The following is a 17,961-nucleotide window of genomic DNA, read 5'->3' as shown; positions in this document are numbered from 1 at the left end:
GATCGCGGCCGGGGAGGTTATGCTCCCCGCGATGACGACGACGATGGCTCATTCCGATCACAGATCGGGGGTCCCGTCCGCGCAAGGTGAGTGCTGATGCTCCCTCACACCGCGAACGGGGATTCCCGGCTTTCCTTCTGGCTGCGCGTGCGCGAGTTCGCCGTGCCGCCCTCCATGATCGAGACCGCTACGGCCCGTCGGCACGCCGGCGACTGGGCGGGCGCCTGCGCCGCCGCGGGCGTGGACCTCGATCTCGATCTACGGTCCGTAGCGCGCGCCCACGGCCGGGAACTGGCTGCCCGGGTCCGCGCCGATCTCCGCCGACTCGCCCCTGACCTGCTCCGTTGGCATCTGCCGAGGATCGCCCCTGACGGCCTGCTGCGCCCGGGACTGACCCTCACCCTGGCCCGCTACGGCGACGACGATGCCACGGGCCCGCCGCATCTGGTGGTCCGGACGCCACCCGCCTGGGCGGACGGCGGCCAGCGCATCAGCCTCGCCCTGTGGGACGGCACCCGCCGCGACGCCGACGCCCGACGGCATCCGCATCCCCGGCCCAACCGTTGGTTCCGCCTCGACCTGCACCGGCATCTGTGGGACGCGGGGAGGAGCGGTGAGCTGCGGGCCCGGTCGGGGGCGGATCGGCCGGAGACGCCGGACCCGCTAGAGGTGTTGGAGGGAGTGCCGGAGGGACGCCACTGCGCCATCGGCCGATGGGCGGCCGAGGCGGCGATCCTGCTCCACGCCGAGGAACGTACGACCGGTCCCGTCACCGTACGGCTCGGCTCCCGGCACCGGCTCACGCTGACCCCGGACCCGGTCGAGGACACCCTGCGTATCGCAGCGGCACCTACGGACGGCAGCGCCCGCATGCTGCCGGTCCTCCCCGACGCGGCGACCTGGGTCCTGCCCGACCTGGAACTCCTCCGCACCGGTTCCATCGACGCCGACCACCTGCATCCCCTGGTCGCCGCCGCACTCGTACCGGATCGTCCTTGTCCTCGGCCTCAACCGCACCCTTCCGCGCGGGTGTTGGACCGGGCAGGGGACCCGCACCTGATCGAATGCCGGGGCGCTCAGCACCGGATCGGTCTGGTCGACGGCGTACTGGCACCCCTGGACCACGATCCGGCCGAGATCCGGCGCGAGGAACTCCTGGTCGCGCTGACCGGCACCCCGCTGCCCTGCCTGCAGGCCATCGACGAGGCCCACCGTCACCCGGACTGCCTCACCGGCGTGCGCGAACGCCTCATCCACGGGGACACCGCCGGTGCGCTGGCCGTCGTAGAAGGACTGCTCGGTCCTGACGCGGTGCTGCGTGGCGGGGCGCTGCGGGACGAACTGCACGCGGCGGCCGAACGGCGGCTCGTGTACGGGCTGTTCAGGGCGGGCCTGACCGGTCCCGGGCCCCGATCCGGGCGGTTTTATCCGGGACTTCAGGACCCCTGGAAGGTTCGCCCCCGCCGCACCACCAGCCGCTGACCGCACGGGACTTCGCCCCTGCCCTCACCCTCGCACGCCTCGTCTCACCCCAACTCCAGCCCAAAGGTGACCACATATGCCCACACGCACCCTGTACGCCGCCCTCAACCCCGCCGACCCCATCTCCTCACCCGCCCAACTCGACGTCGCCGAAGACCTGTTGACCCTCCTGCGCGACACCACCACCGAACCCCGCCCCGACACCCAGCTGGAGGCCCTGACCCTGGCCGTCGCCGCCGACCTTCCCGTGCTGCTGTGGGGCGAGCCGGGGATCGGCAAGACGGCCGCCCTGACGCAGCTCGCCGCCGCCCTGGACCTGCCGTTGACCACGGTGATCGCCAGCGTGCACGAGCCGTCCGACTTCTCCGGGCTGCCCGTCGTGGGCGACGATCCGGCCGAGCAGGGCGTCCCGATGGCCCCGCCGGACTGGGCCGTACGACTCGTACGCGCGGGCCGGGGGCTGTTGTTCCTGGACGAGCTGTCCACCGCGCCGCCGGCCGTGCAGGCCGCGCTGCTGCGGCTGGTGCTGGAGCGGCGGATCGGCGCGCTGCGGCTGCCGCCCGGGGTGCGGATCGTGGCCGCCGCCAATCCGCGGTCCTCGGCGGCGGACGGCTGGGAGTTGAGCCCGCCGCTGGCCAACCGGTTCGTGCACCTTCAGTGGACCCACGACCACGAGGTCGTCGTACGCGGACTCGGTGGCACCTGGCCGCGGGCGACCCTGCCGACGCTCGACCCGGAGAAGCTGCCGGAGGCCGTGGACTTCGCGCGCCGCGCGGTGTGCGGGCTGCTCACCGGGCGGCCCAAGCTCGTCCACCAGCTCCCCGGCAACGAGACGCGGCGCGGGGGCGCCTGGCCCTCGCCCCGGAGCTGGGAGATGGCGATGAGCCTGATCGCGTTCGCGACGGCGGCCGGTTCCTCGCGGGAGGTGCTGTCCCTGCTGGTCAGGGGCACCGTGGGGGACGGGCCCGGGCTGGAACTGCTCGCGAGTGTGGACCGGATGGACCTTCCCGACCCCGAGATCTTCCTCGCCGCCCCGACGGCCGGTGAGCTGCCCGCGCGCGGGGATCTGCGGCAGGCCGTGCTCGACGGTGTGGTGGCCGCGGTCCGCAACCGTCCCGACCGGGCCCGCTGGGACGCGGCGTGGGCGCTGCTGGTGCGGGCGTTGGAGACCGGCGCCCCGGACCTGGTCGTCGTCCCCGCGACCACCCTCGCCTCGCTGCGCCGCGAGGACTGGGACGTGCCCGCGTCCATCGAGCGACTCGCCGGAGTGGTCGCCCTGTCGCAGCGGGCGGACCGCGCCGCCACGGCCGTGAAGGGCGGCCGATGAGCACGACGGCAGCAACTGGCGTGGGCGCTCTCGACGTCGACAAGCTCTTCGCCGCCCGCCTCTACGCGGCCCGCGTCCGCCCCTACCTCGCGACGGCCCTCTTCGCGCTCCACACGGTCGAGTCACGGCACGTGCCGACGATGGCCGTCGACCGGCACTGGCGCTGCTACGTCTCACCGCGCTTCGTGGACCGGATGCCCGTCGAGGACCTGGCCGGCGTCTGGGTCCACGAGGTCTCGCACCTCCTCCGCGACCACCACGGCCGCAGCGACCGCGTCGCCCGCGAGCGCGGACTGACCGGCCCGGGGGAGCGGTTGCGGATGAACATCGCCGCCGACATGGAGATCAACGACGACGCGTACGGCGACGGCCTCGTCACCCCCGAAGGCGCGGTCCGGCCGGGGACGCTGGGGCTGCCCACCGGGAACCTGATGGAGGACTACCTGCGCTGGTTCCAACTCGGCCCGCGCATCCAGGAGTTGGCGTGGCTGGACTGCGGCAGCGGCGCCGACGGTCTCGACCGGGAGTGGGAACTGGGCGCGGACGGTGCGCACGGGCTCAGCGAGCAGCAGCGCGACGCGGTCCGCTTCCGGGTGGCACAGGGCATCACCGGCCGCCCCGGCACCGCCCCCGACGGATGGCGGCGGTGGGCGGAGGAGGCGTTCCATCCGCCGCAGCCCTGGCGGGAGTTGCTCGGGGCAGCGGTCCGCTCGGCGGTCTCCGCTCCGGGCGCGGGCGAGGACTACATCTACGGCAGGCCCTCGCGCCGCTCGGTGTCGCTGCCCGGCATCGTGCTGCCGAGCCTGCGCCGCCGGCCGCCCCGGGTGTGCGTGGTCATCGACACCTCCGGGTCGGTCAGCGACGCCGAACTGGGCAGCGCGCTCCTCGAAGTCGCCGCGATCTCACGGGCCGTGGGCGGGCGCCGCGACCTGGTCACCGTGGTGTCCTGCGACGCGGCCGCCCGGGTCGCGCAACCGCTGTGCCGCGCCGAGGGCATCGAGCTGCTGGGCGGCGGCGGCACGGATCTGCGCACCGGTTTCGCCAAGGCGCTGCGCGGCCGCCCCGACGCCGTCGTCGTCCTCACCGACGGCCAGACACCCTGGCCGGAGTCGCGACCGGCGTGCCGGACGGTGGTCGGCCTGTTCCCGCGCCGGCACGAGGACGGGGCGTCGTACGACGAGGACGACCCCGACTACGTGCCGGACACGCCGCCCGACTGGGCGCGGGTGGTAGAGATCGGGTCCGTACCCGTCGCCCGGTGAGCCCTCGGCCGGCTATAGACCCTTCAGAGCCCGCCACAGACCCTTCAAGCCCGTTATCGACCCTTCAGAGGCTTCGCAGCGCGAGGGCGAACTCCGAAGGGACCGGCGCCTCCTGAAGCTCCAGCAGCCACACGTCGTTCACGCCCTCCCGCAGGACGGCACCGGGGACGTACAACTCCCGTTGCGGCCCGGCCGACCAGTACCGCCCCAGATTGAACCCGTTGACCCACACGAACCCCCGTGTCCAGCCCGGCAGTTCGAGCAGCGCGTCCCCGGCGCCGCGCACCTCGACGGTGCCGCGGTACAGCCCGGGGGAGCCGTCCGGGGGCAGTTCCCGCAGCGGCACCCTCTCGACGTCGCCCAGCGAGTCCAGCGCGTCGAGGCGCAGCCCACGCGCGCGTACGTCGTGCAGATACTGCCGCTCGTGCAGCAGCCCCCCGGTGATCCCCTTCGCCTCCCCGAGCCGCGGCCCGTAATTGACCCTCCCCAGGGACTCCACCCACAACTGCACACACGCGTGCCCGGCGACGGGCTCCTTGAGCTGCTCGTCGCCCTCCATGAGGACCCCGGCCCGCTCCCCGTCGACGTACACCACCGCGAGGTCCCGCAGCCCGCGCGTGGTGAGCGGATACGGTGCGCGCGGTCCCGGAACGGTCACTTCGTAGCGGACGATTCCGCGGTCGACGTCCAGTTCCTCGAAGGTCGGCGGCACCGGCCCCTTCCTCTCCGGCCCGCCGCGTGCCTCCAGTACGTCGGCCAAGGACGCCCAGCCCGTCAGGCGCGCCTCGGCCGGGGCGCCCAACACCGACGGTGCGGGCGGGAGTTCGGGCAGCGGGCCGTCCGCGTACGCGGCGAGCACCTCGCGGAAGCCCCAGAACTTGTCCGTGGGGCGCCCGTACTCGTCGATCGGGGCGTCGTAGTCGTACGACGTCACATCGGGCTCCAACGGGCCCTCGTGCAGGGCGCCGCCGCCCCGGTTGGCGCCCGCCCAGCCGGCGAAGTTGGTGCCGCCGTGCGCCATGTAGAGGTTGACCGACGCGCCGCACTCCAGGATCTCGCGCAGGGCGGCCGCCGCGTCCTCGGCATCGCGGACGACGTGCTCGCCGCCCCAGTGGTCGAACCAGCCGCACCAGAACTCCATGCACATCAGGGGCCCTTCGGGCTGGTGCCTGCGCAGCGTCTCGAAGGCCACGCGCGCGTGGGACCCGAAATTCACCGTCGCGAGGACACCGGGGACCGAGCCGCCGTTCAGCATGAAGTCCTCGGGACCGTCCGAGGTGAACAGCGGGACCGTGACCCCCTGGTCCCGCAACAACTCCTCCACGCGCCGCAGATACACCGCGTCGGAGCCGTAACTCCCGTACTCGTTCTCGATCTGCACCATGATCACCGGGCCGCCGCGGTCGAGCTGCCGGGACACGACCTCGGGCAGCAGCTGCCGGAACCAGCGCTCCAGGTGGCCCAGGAAGCGTGCGTCACGCGTACGCGCGCGTGCCCCCAGTTCGCCGGTCAGCCAGTGCGGCAGCCCGCCGTTCTCCCACTCCGCGCAGATGTACGGCCCCGGGCGCACGACCGCCCACAGGCCCGCCTCCCGCGCCGCGTCCAGGAACCGGCCAAGGGCCGCCACGTCCCGGAAGTCGCCCGGCGCCGGCTCGTGCAGGTTCCACGGGACGTACGTCTCCACGCAGTTGAGGCCCATCGCCCGCAGCATCGCCAGCCGGTGCCCCCAGCTCGCCTCGTGCACCCGGAAGTAGTGCAGTGCCCCCGACAGCAGCCGCACCGGCCGCCCGTCCAGCAGAAAGTCCCTGTCGCCCACCGTGAACTCACTCATGCCGACGACTCTCGCCCCTTGGCGGCGATCACGTCCATGGACAAAGATCACCGCTACTTGGACCGAGCGGACCGAACACCGTGTGAGGGGGCGCCGATGTACCACACCTGGATGCGTTTCTTCACGCCCACACCCGCCCACCACCGCCTCGGCCTCGCCTGCCTCGGCGTGGGCCTCCAGTACGGCGCCCTGCCCACCGTCGGCCCCCGCACCCTCGACCACTACGTCGCCGTCGTGATCAGCGCGGGCGGCGGCTGGTACCTGAGCCCCGACGGCCGCCGTACGACCGTCACCGCGCCCGCGCTGCTGTGGCTCACCCCCGGCGTGCCGCACCACTACGCGCCCGACCCCGGCGGCGGCTGGGACGAGGGGTTCGTCGACTTCACCGGGCCCGCGACGACGACGTACACCGAACTCGGCTACATCGAGCCGGAGCGGCCCGTGGTGCCCCTCTCGGACGCGACGGGACCCCGCGCGGTCATCGGGCGCATGGCCCGCGCCGCACGCCGCGGAAACCCCCTCCTGGAGGTGGAGACCGGCGCCGCCGTCCACGAACTCCTCGTCGCCCTGCGCCGCGCCCGCGCCGACCTCGCCCCCGACGGCGACCCCGTCCTCCAGGCCCTCGCCCGCGACGCCTGCCTGCCGCTCACCGTCGCCGACCACGCGGCCCGGCACGGCATGAGCCCCGCCGCCCTGCGCACCGCCGTCCGCCAGGGCGCCGGTTGCAGCCCCAAGGACTACCTCCTCGGCATCCGCCTGGGCCGCGCCAAGGAACTGCTGGCCGCCACCGAACTCCCCGTCGCCGCCGTCGCCCGCCGCGTCGGCTACGACGATCCCGCCTATTTCAGCCGCCTGTTCACCCGCCGCGTCGGCATGCCCCCCGTCCGCTTCCGCGCCCAACAGGGCCGCACCGTCCCCGGCGGCTGGAGCGACCAGGTGCCCGACCCGGCAGATCCACCGATCATCGAGTGGCCGCACGCCCCATAGCGCCGATGATCGAGTGGGCGCACGCCACGTGGGTCCGATGACCGAGCGGGCGCATGCCACATAGCCGCACACCACACAGGGGCCGATCATCGAGTGGTCGCACGCCACGTAGGGTGGTCGCCCATGACCACCAGCACCAACGGAACCGGTGACGTCGACCCCGCCGTGCGCGAGGAGCTCGCCCGGCTGCGCGACAGCATCGACAACATCGACGCCGCCGTCGTCCACATGCTCGCCGAACGCTTCAAGGCCACCCAGCAGGTCGGCGTCCTCAAGGCCACCCACCGGCTGCCGCCCGCCGACCCGGCCCGCGAGGCCCGCCAGATCGAACGCCTCCGCGCGCTGGCCGAAAGCGCAAAGCTGGACCCGGCGTTCGCTGAGAAGTTCCTGAATTTCATCATCGGCGAGGTCATCCGCCACCACGAACGCATCGCGGAGGACGCCGTGAACGGCGGTTCACCCACGGCGAACTGACCTCGCACGTCCGGTAAGGGGCGTGACAGCGGGGCGAGTTCGGGGCCATGCTGCGCTGTGCGCTCCTTGTGCACTCCATGTCAGTCGACGGGCACACCCCGTCAACACCTGCGTCATAAGCTGGTTGTCCCACGCGGGAGGGACGTCGGGCCATGCCGTCGGATGCCGAGATCCTCATCGTCGACGACCATGAGGACACGCTGTACGCGCTGGAGAGCGCCCTGGCCCCGCTGGGCTACCGGCTCGCCCGCGCCACCAGCGGCGACGAGGCGCTCAAGCAGGTGCTCCGCGGCAGGGTCGGCCTCCTCCTGCTCGACGTGCGCATGCCCGGCGTCAGCGGCCTCGACGTCGTCCGCTACCTGCGCCGCCTGGAGCAGACCCAGCACATCCCGGTCCTCCTCCTCACCGGTTTCGGCCCCGACCCCGAGACGACCGCCGCCGCCTTCACCCTTGGCGTCGCCGACCTCGTCATGAAACCCGTCGACCCCTGGACCCTGCGCACCAAGGTCCGCTACCTCTACGACACCCACCAGCGCCAGCAGGCCCTCGAACGGGAGGTCCGCGAACTCCGCGCCCTCCTCAAGGACCCGCACGAACCCCGCCCCGCCCTGCCCCACCCGGACGCGCGCGTGCCCTACCAGCGCGACGACCGGAACACCGCCCCCACGCCCGCCACCACACCCGCGCCCGACCGGACATAAGCCGCGTACGGAACCACCCCTGTGCCATGTCAGTGCCATCAGGCAGCATGTCCTGCATGTCCGTACTGACGCGCGACGAAGCGCAGACCCGTGCCAGGCTCCTCGACGTCCACCGCTACACGATCGAACTCGATCTGACGACGGGCGAGGACACCTTCGACTCCCGCACCGTCATCGCGTTCACCGCTCGTGCCGACGCGGACACCTTCGTCGAACTCAAGCCCGCCGAGCTGCGCTCCGTCACCCTCGACGGCCGCCCCCTCGACCCCGAGCACCTCGTCGAGAACCGGCTCCCGCTGCCCGGCCTCACCGCCGGCGAGCACGAACTGCGCGTCGACGCGAGCATGCGCTACTCCCGCACCGGCGAAGGGATGCACCGCTTCACCGACCCCACCGACAGCGAGACCTACGTCTACACCCAGCTCTTCATGGAGGACGTCCAGCGCGTCTTCGCCGCCTTCGACCAGCCCGACCTCAAAGCCGTCTTCGACCTCTCCGTGACGGCCCCCGAAGGCTGGACCGTCCTCGCCAACGGCATCACCGAACACCTCGGCGAAGGCCGCTGGCAGGCCGCCCCCACCCCCCTCGTCTCCACCTACCTCGTCGCCGTCGCCGCCGGCCCCTGGCACTCCGTCCGCACCGAACACCGCGGCCTGCCCTTCGGCATCCACTGCCGCCGCTCCCTGGCCCCCCACCTCGACGCGGACGCCGATGAGATCCTCGACATCACCCGCCAGTGCTACGACCGCTACCACGAGAAGTTCGAGGAGCCCTACCCCTTCGACTCCTACGACCAGGCCTTCGTCCCCGAGTTCAACGCGGGCGCCATGGAGAACCCCGGCCTTGTCACCTTCCGCGACGAGTTCATCTACCGCTCCGCAGTCACCGACACCGAGCGGCAGACCCGCGGCATGGTCATCGCCCACGAGATGGCCCACATGTGGTTCGGCGATCTCGTCACCCTCCAGTGGTGGGACGACATCTGGCTGAACGAGTCCTTCGCCGAGTACATGGGCTACCAGACCCTCACCGAGGCCACCCGCTTCACCGACACCTGGACCGACTTCGGCGTCGTCCGCAAGGCCTGGGGCTACGACGCCGACCAGCGCCCCTCCACGCACCCCGTGGCCCCCGAGAACGTCGACGACACCGCCTCCGCCCTCCTCAACTTCGACGGCATCTCGTACGCCAAGGGGGCTTCCGCACTACGGCAGCTGGTGGCCTGGCTCGGCGAGAAGGACTTCCTCGCCGGCATCAACACCCACTTCGCCCGCCACAAGTTCGGCAACGCCACCCTCGCCGACTTCATCGACTCCCTCGCCTCGGGCACCGAACGCGACGTCCACGCCTGGGCGGACGCGTGGCTGAGCACGACGGGCGTGGACACGCTCACCCCGACCGTCACCCGCGCCGACGACGGCACGTACACCCTGACCGTCGACCGCGCGGGCAGCCGCCCGCACCGCATCGCCGTCGGCCTGTACGACCAGGACCCCGGCGACACCGGCCGCCTCACCCTGCGCGAACGCCTCGACCTCGACGTCCCGCAGACCGAGCCCCAACCCCTCGGCAAGCGCCCGGCGTTGCTCCTCCTCAACGACGGCGACCTCACCTACGCCAAGGTCCGCTTCGACCCCGACTCCTTCGAAACCGTCCGCACCAGCCTCTCCGGCCTCCCCGACCCCCTCACCCGCGCGGTCGTCTGGAACGCTCTGCGCGACACCGTCCGCGACGGCCAACTCCCCGCCTCCGCCTACCTGGACGCCGCCCGCGCCCACCTCCCGCACGAGACGGACCTCGCCCTCGTCCAGGGCGTCCTCGCCTTCGCCTCCGCCCAGGTCACCGACCGCTACCTCACCCCCGAGGCCCGCCCGGTCGCCCTCGCCACCCTCACCGCCCTGTGCCGCGACCTCATCCGCCGCACCGAGGACGGCTCCAACCCCGGCCTGCGCCTCATCGCCGTACGCCACTTCATCGACGTCGCCGCCCACCCCGACACCATCGCGGCCTGGCTCACCGAGGGCACCGTCCCCGGCGGCCCGGAGCTGGACCCCGAACTGCGCTGGCGCGTCCTGGCCCGCCTCGCCGTCCTCGGCGCCACCGACGAGCCCGCGATCGCCGCCGAGCTGGAGCGCGATCCTTCCGCCACCGGCCAGGAGGGCGCCGCCCGCTGCCGGGCCGCCCTCCCCGACCCCGAGGCCAAACGCACGGCCTGGGAGGCGATGTTCACCACGGACGACCTCTCCAACTACCTCTTCACCGCCACCGCCCAGGGCTTCTGGCAACCCGAACAGGCCGATCTCGTACGGGACTACGTGCCCCGCTTCTTCACGGACGCGGTAGCCCTCGCCACCCGCCGGGGCCCCGCCATCGCCGACGCCGCCGGCCGCTGGGCCTTCCCCGCCTACGCCATCGACCCCGAAACCGTCCGCCTCGGCGAGGAATGCCTGCGGGACGCCGACCTCACCCCGTCCCTCCGCCGCAAGCTGGTCGACCAACTCGACGATCTGGGGCGCGCATTGCGAGTGAGGGGAGAACAATCCAGCCCGTCCGGCGTTTGAGGACGAGGCCCCTTCAGGACCGAAGGGGGGTCTGGGGGCGCAGCCCCCAGCAACGCCAGCACCAACGCCGACACCCAATCCAACACCGGGCAATGAACAACACCCACACCAACACCTCGTACTGAACAACACCCTTTCGGGTTCTGATCGTTGTTCTCCCCGGGCGCGTCGACTCATCCGGGTCCAAGCTGGAACTCCCCCTGCCCGCGCCCCGGAGGACAGCATGAGCAGCGCACCCCTCGCCTCAGGCCCCGGAGGACCCGACGCCCTGCGTCCGTTGCTCGACACCGTCCTCGACGCTCTCGGCACCGGACGCAGGGCCCGCGGCGGCCCGTTCCCCGCGGGCGGCCCCGACGCGGTCGCCGCCCGCATGAGGGACGCCGTAGGGGACGTACTCCCCGACGACGGCGATCCCGACGCCCTGCGCACCCTCGTGCACGCGCTCGCGGAAGGCGCCGCCGACCCCGCCGACCCGCTGTGCGCGGCACACCTGCACTGCCCGCCGCTCGCCGTCGCCACCGCCGCCGACCTCGCCGTCAGCGCGCTGAACCCCTCGCTCGACTCCTGGGACCAGGCCCCCGCCGCCTCCGCCCTCGAAGCCCTCGTCACCCGCACCCTCGCCCACGAGATCGGCCTCGCCGACGCCCTCGTCACCACCGGCGGCACCGAAGCCAACCAACTCGCCCTGCTGCTCGCCCGCGAAGCCAACGGCGGCAGCGTGCAGTTGGTGTGCGGCTCCAACGCCCACCACTCCCTGCCCCGCGCCGCCTGGCTCCTGGGCCTGCCCGACCCCGTCGTCGTCCCCGCCCCCACCGGCACCCTCGACCCCGCCGCCCTCGACAAGGCCCTCACCGCCCTGCCGGGACCCCGCGGCTCCGTCCTGGTCGCCGCCACCGCCGGCACCACCGACGCCGGGCTCATCGACCCGCTCCCCGAGATTGCCGGCCTGTGCGCCGCCCACGGCGCCCGCCTCCACATCGACGCCGCCTACGGCGGAGGCCTCACCTTCAGCGACCGCCACCGCGACAAACTCGCCGGCCTCGACCGCGCCCACACCGTCACCCTCGACCTGCACAAACTCGGCTGGCAGCCCGTCGCCGCCGGCCTCCTCGCCGTACGACACCCCCGCGACCTCGCCGCCCTCACCCAGCGTGCCGACTACCTCAACGCCGACGACGACACCGAAGCGGGCCTGCCCGACCTCCTCGGCCGCTCGATGCGCACCACCCGCAGACCCGACGTCCTCAAACTCGCCGTCACCCTGAAAACCCTCGGCCGCACCGGACTCGGCACCCTCGTCGACCAAGTCTGCGCCCGCGCACGGGAGTTCGCCGCCCTCGTCCGCGACCGCCCCGGCTTCGAGCTCTACGCCCCACCCGTCATCAGCACCGTCCTGTTCCGGCCCGCCGAAGCCACCGACGACGCCGTGGCCGCCGTACGCCGCCAACTCCTCACGGACGGACGGGCCGTCCTCGGCCGGGCCGCGCTCGACGGGCGGCTCTGGCTCAAGGTCACCCTCCTCAACCCCCACGCCCGGCCCGACGACCTGGCCGCCCTCCTGAAACTGGTGGAAGGAAACACCCCCCGATGAGCCACCCCCCGACGGGTCACCCCCAGACCCCCAACCCCCCACGCCACGAACCCGATTCACCCCGCGACCTGGTCGGCATCGGCATCGGACCGTTCAACCTCTCGCTGGCCGCCCTCGCCCACCCCCTCACCGAACTCGACACCGCGTTCTACGAGCAACGCCCCGGCTTCGACTGGCACTCCGGCCTGCTCATCGACGGCGCCACCGTCCAAGTCCCCTTCCTGGCCGACCTGGTGACCCTCGCCGACCCCGCCAGCCCCTGGTCCTTCCTCAACTACCTGCGGGCCCGCGACCGCCTCTTCCCCTTCTACTTCGCCGAGCGCTTCCACATCCAGCGCGCCGAGTACGACGCCTACTGCCGCTGGGTCGCCGACAGCCTCCCCGGACTCCACTTCGGCCACCAGGTCGACGCCGTCCGCTTCAACCCCGAACGCGACGTGTTCGAGGTCGACTTCACCCAGCTCGACAGCGATGGCGAGGCCGAAGCGCTCGGGCGGACGTACACCAAGAACATCGTCCTCGGCGTCGGCACCGCCCCCTACGTCCCCGACCCCCTCAAGCCCCTCGTCGAAGCACCCGGCGTCCCCGTCATCCACGCCGCCGACTACCTCGCCCACCGCGAAACGTTTCTCGCCGCCGACCACATCACCGTCATCGGATCGGGACAGACCGGCGCCGAGGTCTTCCTCGACCTGCTCCGCCACCGCCCCGCGGGACACGAGAAACTCCACTGGATCGGCCGCAGCGAGGCCTTCGCCCCCATGGAGTACTCCAAGCTCGGCCTGGAGCACTTCACCCCCGACTACACCCGCTACTTCCACGCCCTCGCCGAAGGAGTCCGCGACCGCCTCGTCACCTCGCAGTGGCAACTCCACAAGGGCATCGACGCCGACACCATCGCCGCCATCCACGACGAGCTCTACCGCCGTACCCTGCACGGCGGTTGGCCCGACGCCGTCCTCACCCCCGGCGTCCGCGTCCGCACGGCGGGCAGGATCGCGACCACCAAGGTCGAACTCCACCTGGAACACACCCAGCAGAACACCCGCTCCCGCCTCACCACCGACGCCGTCGTCCTCGCCACCGGCTACCGCGAACGCCCCCTCGGCCGCATCCTCGCCGGACTCGACCCCTACCTGCGCCGCGACAGCGCCGAACGCCCGCGCGTCGACGACCAGTTCAGGCTCGTCCTCGACCCCTCCGTCACCGGCTCCGGCTGCCAGGTCTACGTCCAGAACGCCGAACTCCACACCCACGGCGTCGGCGCCCCCGACCTCGGCCTCGCCGCCTGGCGCAGCGCCACCATCCTCAACTCCCTCACCGGCAAGGAGCCTTACCCTCTCCCCGGCCGAACCGCCTTCACCACGTTCGGACTTGACCCGCAAGCCCAGATCCCCACGGCCCGCCAGGCCACCCGCACCCTCACCCCACTCGTAGAACACTGAGAAGGGGCCCGGCGGCGACCAGAGCCGCCGGGCCCCCAGAAGACGAGCTCAGAAACCGGCTCAGAAAACCGGCGTCCCGTTCCGCGTCAACTTCCAGTCCACCGAGGCGAAGTCGGCCGGATCCAGCACACCCTTCGCGGTCACCCACTCCGCGATCCGCGTCCGGATCTCCGTCGACTCCGACCACACCTCGGTCGCCGACGCCACATGCGGGAACGCACCGCCGCCGTTCGCCCGGTAGTTGTTCACCGCCAGCACGAACTGCTGCGTGTCATCCAGCGCCGCACCGTTGTAGGTGAGGTTCTTGATCCGCGAACCCGCCGCCTGCGCGACGTCGATGTCGTACGAGAACCCGGACACGTAGTCGTAGTTGTAGTCCGGACGGCCACCCGCGTTCGTCAACTTCTCCGTGTCCACAGCCCCGTCGGCGGCCGTCTGCACGAAGTACTCCGCCGAGTACTCCAGATACGCCCGCACCTGAGCGCCCGTCAGCAGCTTCGCGACGAGCGTGTTGTCGTACACGTACAGACCCGACAGATCCCGGATCGTCACGTTGCCCGCCGGGATCTCCGAGGTCCGCGAGAACGGCGACGCCTGCGCGATCACCGGCAGCGACGCGTACGCGGTCCCCGCCAACGCGGCCTTCACCACGTCTTCTTGGACCTTGGTGATCAGATCGATGATCGGCGCGTCCTTGTACCGCGCGTCGACCGTCGTCAGCGTCGACGTCGCCGTACCGACGACCTGGTTGACGTACTCCACGACCAGCGCGTGCTCGTCCTTCAGCAAGCGCGTGATCTTCGGATCGTCCGCGACCGTCTTCGCGTCCCGCAGCGACGCCGCCACCGACTCGACGCTCCAACGCCCCTTCTCGAAGACCAACTCGAAGTCGAACACGCTCAACCGCTCGGCGTAGCACAGCGGTTCGGACAGCACGACCGTCTTGCCCGTCGCCGTGTTCGTGACCTTCAACTCCGGTATCTCCACGTGCGCATGGCCCACAAGGATCGCGTCGATCCCCGGCACCTGCTGTGCGACGAGCGCCGCCGAGTTCTCCACGTACGGCAGCTGATCACCGTACGACGACGCCCCCGACGACCCGGAGTGCGCCGACACGACGACGACATCCGCCCCCATCGACCGCAGCTTCGGCACCCACTTCGCCGCCTGCTCCTCAAGCCCCGGGAAGGTCAACTTCCCCTGCACATACGCCTTGTCCCAGATCGCGATACCCGGGTTCGTCAGCCCCAGCACCGCCACCTTCACCGGCGGAGCACCCGGCACCTGGAACTTCTTGATGAAGTACGGCGGGAACGCCGGCTTCAGCGTCTTCGCGTCCAGCGCGTTCGCCCCGAGCAGCGGGAAACGGCACTGGTCCTCGAACTTCCGCAGCGTCTCGATGCCGTAGTTGAACTCGTGGTTGCCCAGCGCCGCCGCGTCGTACCCGATCGCGTTCATCGCCTGCGCCATCGGATGCACCGGCCCGCCCTTGGCGGTGATCGGGTCCACCTTCGCGAAGTAGTACGTCAGCGGCGTGCCCTGGATCGTGTCGCCCGCGTCCAGCAGCAGCGTGTTCCGCCGCCCCTTCTCGTTGCGGATCTGGTTCACCAGGGTCGACACCCGCGCCAGACCCATCGCGTTGCCCTTGGCGTCCGCGTACTCCGCGTCCTTGAAGTAGTCCCAGTTGAAGACATGCCCGTGCAGATCCGTCGTGCCCATGACGGTCAGCGAGTACCGCTTCGGCTGCTTGCCCGGCTTCTTCTTCTCCGCGGCCTGCGCCGCCGGAGCCGCCGCCGCACCGGCCAGCGCCACCCCCGCGCCCGTCACGGCGGACTTCTTCAGGAACTTCCGGCGGTTCAAGGGCATGTCTGGATCTCCTCGGGAAACGGTCAACAACGCGCGTAGATTCTTACTCGCTTCTTACCGCACGCGACAGGTCCCGCAGGTTTCGATCTGATGACCACCAGGCGACCCACCTGACAGAGTGGGACGTATGACCACCCCCAGCACGGACGACCAACAACCCCCCGTCCCCTACGGCACCCCCGACGCCCCCCGCATCGCCGTCCGCGGCGAGGCCCGCCTCGAAGTCGACCCCGAGATCGCCCGCATCGGCATCACCGTCGCCGCCCGCGGCACCGACCGCCGCACCGCCCTCGACGACCTCACCCGCCGCAACGCCACCGTCCTCGACCTCGTCAAGAGCTACGGCGAAGCAGTCGAACGCCTGGAGACCGGCGGCTTCTCCATCACCCCCGAACTCACCAAACACGGCCGCGGCGAACGCGTCCACCGCTACCACGGCAGAGTCAACGTCACCGCCGAACTCGCCGACTTCACCGCCCTCGGTGAACTCACCACCCGCCTCGCCGACCTCGAACTCACCCGCGTCGACGGCCCCTGGTGGGCCCTGCGCCCCGACTCACCCGTCCACCGCCAGGCCCGCCAACAAGCCGTCCACGAAGCCGTCCAACGCGCCCGCGAATACGCCGAAGCACTGGGTACGACCCTGGCCGCACTGGTGGAGCTGGCCGACATCGGCGCCGAGAACGCCCAGACCTACGCGGCACCCGCGGGCCGTATGCGCTCCCGAGCCCTCATGGGCGGAGCCGCCGAGGACACCGCCGCCGCGCCCCTCGACCTCGAACCCGAACGGCAACAGGTCTACGCCCAGGTCAACGCACGCTTCACGATGGCACCCCCGCGCCTATGAGCCGAGCCTTTAATTCGACCATTCCCATGCTCATCGGAGCACCCCACCGCACATTCAAGCCTTGTCAATAAGCCTTCACCCAAAGGTTGTTGAGTAGTCATGCACGGCCAATTCCCTACCCATCGGTAAGGTCTAGGCTCAAACCATGCGCCGAGCAAAAATCGTCTGTACATTGGGCCCCGCCACCGACTCGTACGACCAGATCAAAGCCCTGGTCGAAGCCGGAATGGACGTAGCCCGCTTCAACCTCAGCCACGGCACCCACGCCGAACACGAGGAGCGCTACCAGCGCGTCCGAAAGGCCTCCGAGGAGACCGGCCGCAGCGTCGGAATGCTCGCCGACCTTCAAGGCCCGAAGATCCGACTCGGCCGCTTCACCGAAGGACCCGTACTCCTTGAACGCGGAGACACCTTCACCATCACCGTCGAAGAAGGCGCCGAAGGCGACCGCCAGACCTGCGGCACCACCTATGCCGGCCTCGCCACCGACGTCACCCCCGGCGAACGCATCCTCGTCGACGACGGCAAGGTCTGCCTCGAAGTCACCGCCGTCGACGGCCCCCGCGTCCACACCAAGGTCGTCGAAGGCGGCATGGTCTCCGACCACAAAGGCCTGAACCTCCCCGGAGTCGCCGTGTCCGTCCCGGCCCTCTCCGACAAGGACGAGGCCGACCTCCGCTGGGCCCTGCGCGCAGGCTTCGACGTGATCGCGTTGTCCTTCGTCCGCAGCGGCAAGGACATCGACGAGGTCCACCGCATCATGGACGAGGAGGGCCACCGCCTCCCCGTCATCGCCAAGGTCGAGAAACCCCAGGCGGTCGAGGCCATCGACGACATCGTCGCCGCCTTCGACGGCATCATGGTCGCCCGCGGCGACCTCGGCGTCGAAATGCCCCTCGAACAGGTCCCGATCGTCCAGAAGCGCGCCGTCAAACTGGCCAAGCGCAACGCCAAACCGGTCATCGTCGCCACCCAGATGCTCGACTCGATGATCGAGAACTCCCGCCCCACCCGCGCGGAAGCTTCAGACGTCGCCAACGCGGTCATCGACGGCACGGACGCGGTGATGCTTTCCGGCGAGACCAGCGTCGGCAAGTACCCCATCGCCACCGTCACCACCATGGCCCGCATCATCGAGGCCGCCGAGGAGGACATCCTCGCCAAGGGCCTGCCCCCACTGACCGAACGCAACAAACCCCGTACCCAGGGCGGCGCCGTGGCCCGAGCGGCCGCCGAGATGGGCGACTTCCTCGGCGCGAAGTTCCTCGTCGCCTTCACCCAGTCCGGCGACACCGTCCGCCGCCTCTCCCGCTACCGCTCGCCCATCCCGGTCATGGCCTTTACCCCCGACCCGGCCACCCGCGCCCAACTCACCCTCACCTGGGGCGTGGAGACCATCCTCGGCCCCCACGTCGACTCCACCGACGCCATGGTCGACCAGGTCGACGAACTCCTCCTCAAGTACGGCCGCTGCCAGAAGGGCGACATCGTCGTCATCACAGCGGGCTCACCCCCCGGTGTCGCCGGCTCGACGAACCTCGTCCGCGTCCACCACGTCGGCGAGGACGACAGCCCCAAGTAGCGCCC

At 71.3% G+C, this 17,961-nt stretch carries 13 protein-coding genes; 11 read left to right on the top strand and 2 right to left on the bottom strand.

Annotated features, from left to right (window positions below; all coding sequences use genetic code 11):
* The first annotated feature begins 96 nt into the window (after positions 1-96).
* From OG496_RS17480 to OG496_RS17470, 3 genes are all read left to right on the top strand, one after another.
* Positions 97-1,482 (top strand): hypothetical protein, encoded by a 1,386-nt coding sequence (locus OG496_RS17480; RefSeq protein ID WP_405971514.1) that lies wholly within the window; start codon positions 97-99, stop codon positions 1,480-1,482.
* A 76-nt stretch (positions 1,483-1,558) separates the two neighbouring features.
* On the top strand, positions 1,559-2,809 hold the full coding sequence (locus OG496_RS17475; RefSeq protein ID WP_405971513.1) for an AAA family ATPase: 1,251 nt from the start codon (positions 1,559-1,561) through the stop codon (positions 2,807-2,809).
* Entirely contained in the window at positions 2,806-4,071 is a 1,266-nt protein-coding gene (locus OG496_RS17470) for a DUF2201 family putative metallopeptidase (RefSeq protein WP_405971512.1), read from the top strand. Before OG496_RS17475 ends, OG496_RS17470 begins: the two co-directional genes overlap by 4 nt.
* A gap of 64 nt (positions 4,072-4,135) precedes the next feature.
* On the opposite strand, the gene OG496_RS17465 is transcribed toward OG496_RS17470, so the two are convergent.
* Positions 4,136-5,902, bottom strand: coding sequence for a glycoside hydrolase family 35 protein (locus tag OG496_RS17465; RefSeq protein ID WP_405971511.1), 1,767 nt, complete (start codon positions 5,900-5,902; stop codon positions 4,136-4,138).
* Positions 5,903-5,998: 96 nt separating this feature from the next.
* Here OG496_RS17465 and OG496_RS17460 point away from each other — a divergent pair, with 96 nt between their 5' ends.
* The 6 genes from OG496_RS17460 to OG496_RS17435 all read left to right on the top strand — a co-directional run bounded on the left by OG496_RS17460 (position 5,999) and on the right by OG496_RS17435 (position 13,661).
* Positions 5,999-6,889: a helix-turn-helix domain-containing protein gene (locus OG496_RS17460; protein ID WP_405971510.1), complete on the top strand. Its 891-nt coding sequence runs from the start codon at positions 5,999-6,001 to the stop codon at positions 6,887-6,889.
* A gap of 123 nt (positions 6,890-7,012) precedes the next feature.
* Positions 7,013-7,363, top strand: coding sequence for a chorismate mutase (locus OG496_RS17455; RefSeq protein ID WP_033286773.1), 351 nt, complete (start codon positions 7,013-7,015; stop codon positions 7,361-7,363).
* A 152-nt stretch (positions 7,364-7,515) separates the two neighbouring features.
* Positions 7,516-8,064 (top strand): response regulator, encoded by a 549-nt coding sequence (locus OG496_RS17450; protein WP_366494115.1) that lies wholly within the window; start codon positions 7,516-7,518, stop codon positions 8,062-8,064.
* A gap of 56 nt (positions 8,065-8,120) precedes the next feature.
* A complete protein-coding gene (gene pepN / locus OG496_RS17445; protein WP_405971509.1) occupies positions 8,121-10,625 on the top strand; it encodes an aminopeptidase N in 2,505 nt (834 codons plus the stop codon).
* Positions 10,626-10,848: 223 nt separating this feature from the next.
* Positions 10,849-12,216, top strand: coding sequence for a pyridoxal phosphate-dependent decarboxylase family protein (locus OG496_RS17440; protein WP_405971508.1), 1,368 nt, complete (start codon positions 10,849-10,851; stop codon positions 12,214-12,216).
* Entirely contained in the window at positions 12,213-13,661 is a 1,449-nt protein-coding gene (locus tag OG496_RS17435) for a lysine N(6)-hydroxylase/L-ornithine N(5)-oxygenase family protein (protein ID WP_405971507.1), read from the top strand. Before OG496_RS17440 ends, OG496_RS17435 begins: the two co-directional genes overlap by 4 nt.
* 60 nt (positions 13,662-13,721) lie before the next feature.
* On the opposite strand, the gene OG496_RS17430 is transcribed toward OG496_RS17435, so the two are convergent.
* Complete coding sequence (locus tag OG496_RS17430; protein WP_405971506.1) at positions 13,722-15,527, bottom strand: bifunctional metallophosphatase/5'-nucleotidase; 1,806 nt, start codon at positions 15,525-15,527, stop codon at positions 13,722-13,724.
* Between the two features lie 127 nt (positions 15,528-15,654).
* Between OG496_RS17430 and OG496_RS17425 the strand changes: the two genes are divergently transcribed.
* The gene (locus tag OG496_RS17425; RefSeq protein ID WP_366494120.1) at positions 15,655-16,374 is read left to right on the top strand and encodes an SIMPL domain-containing protein; all 720 of its coding nucleotides are present in this window, start codon (positions 15,655-15,657) and stop codon (positions 16,372-16,374) included.
* Positions 16,375-16,519: 145 nt separating this feature from the next.
* Complete coding sequence (pyk, locus tag OG496_RS17420; RefSeq protein WP_399394463.1) at positions 16,520-17,956, top strand: pyruvate kinase; 1,437 nt, start codon at positions 16,520-16,522, stop codon at positions 17,954-17,956.
* Positions 17,957-17,961: the final 5 nt, after the last annotated feature.

The sequence above is a fragment of the Streptomyces sp. NBC_00988 genome, assembly GCF_045162645.1.
GTDB lineage: Bacteria > Actinomycetota > Actinomycetes > Streptomycetales > Streptomycetaceae > Streptomyces.
Note: the sequence above shows the minus strand (reverse complement) of the source record. Positions and strands in the feature narration are given on the sequence as shown.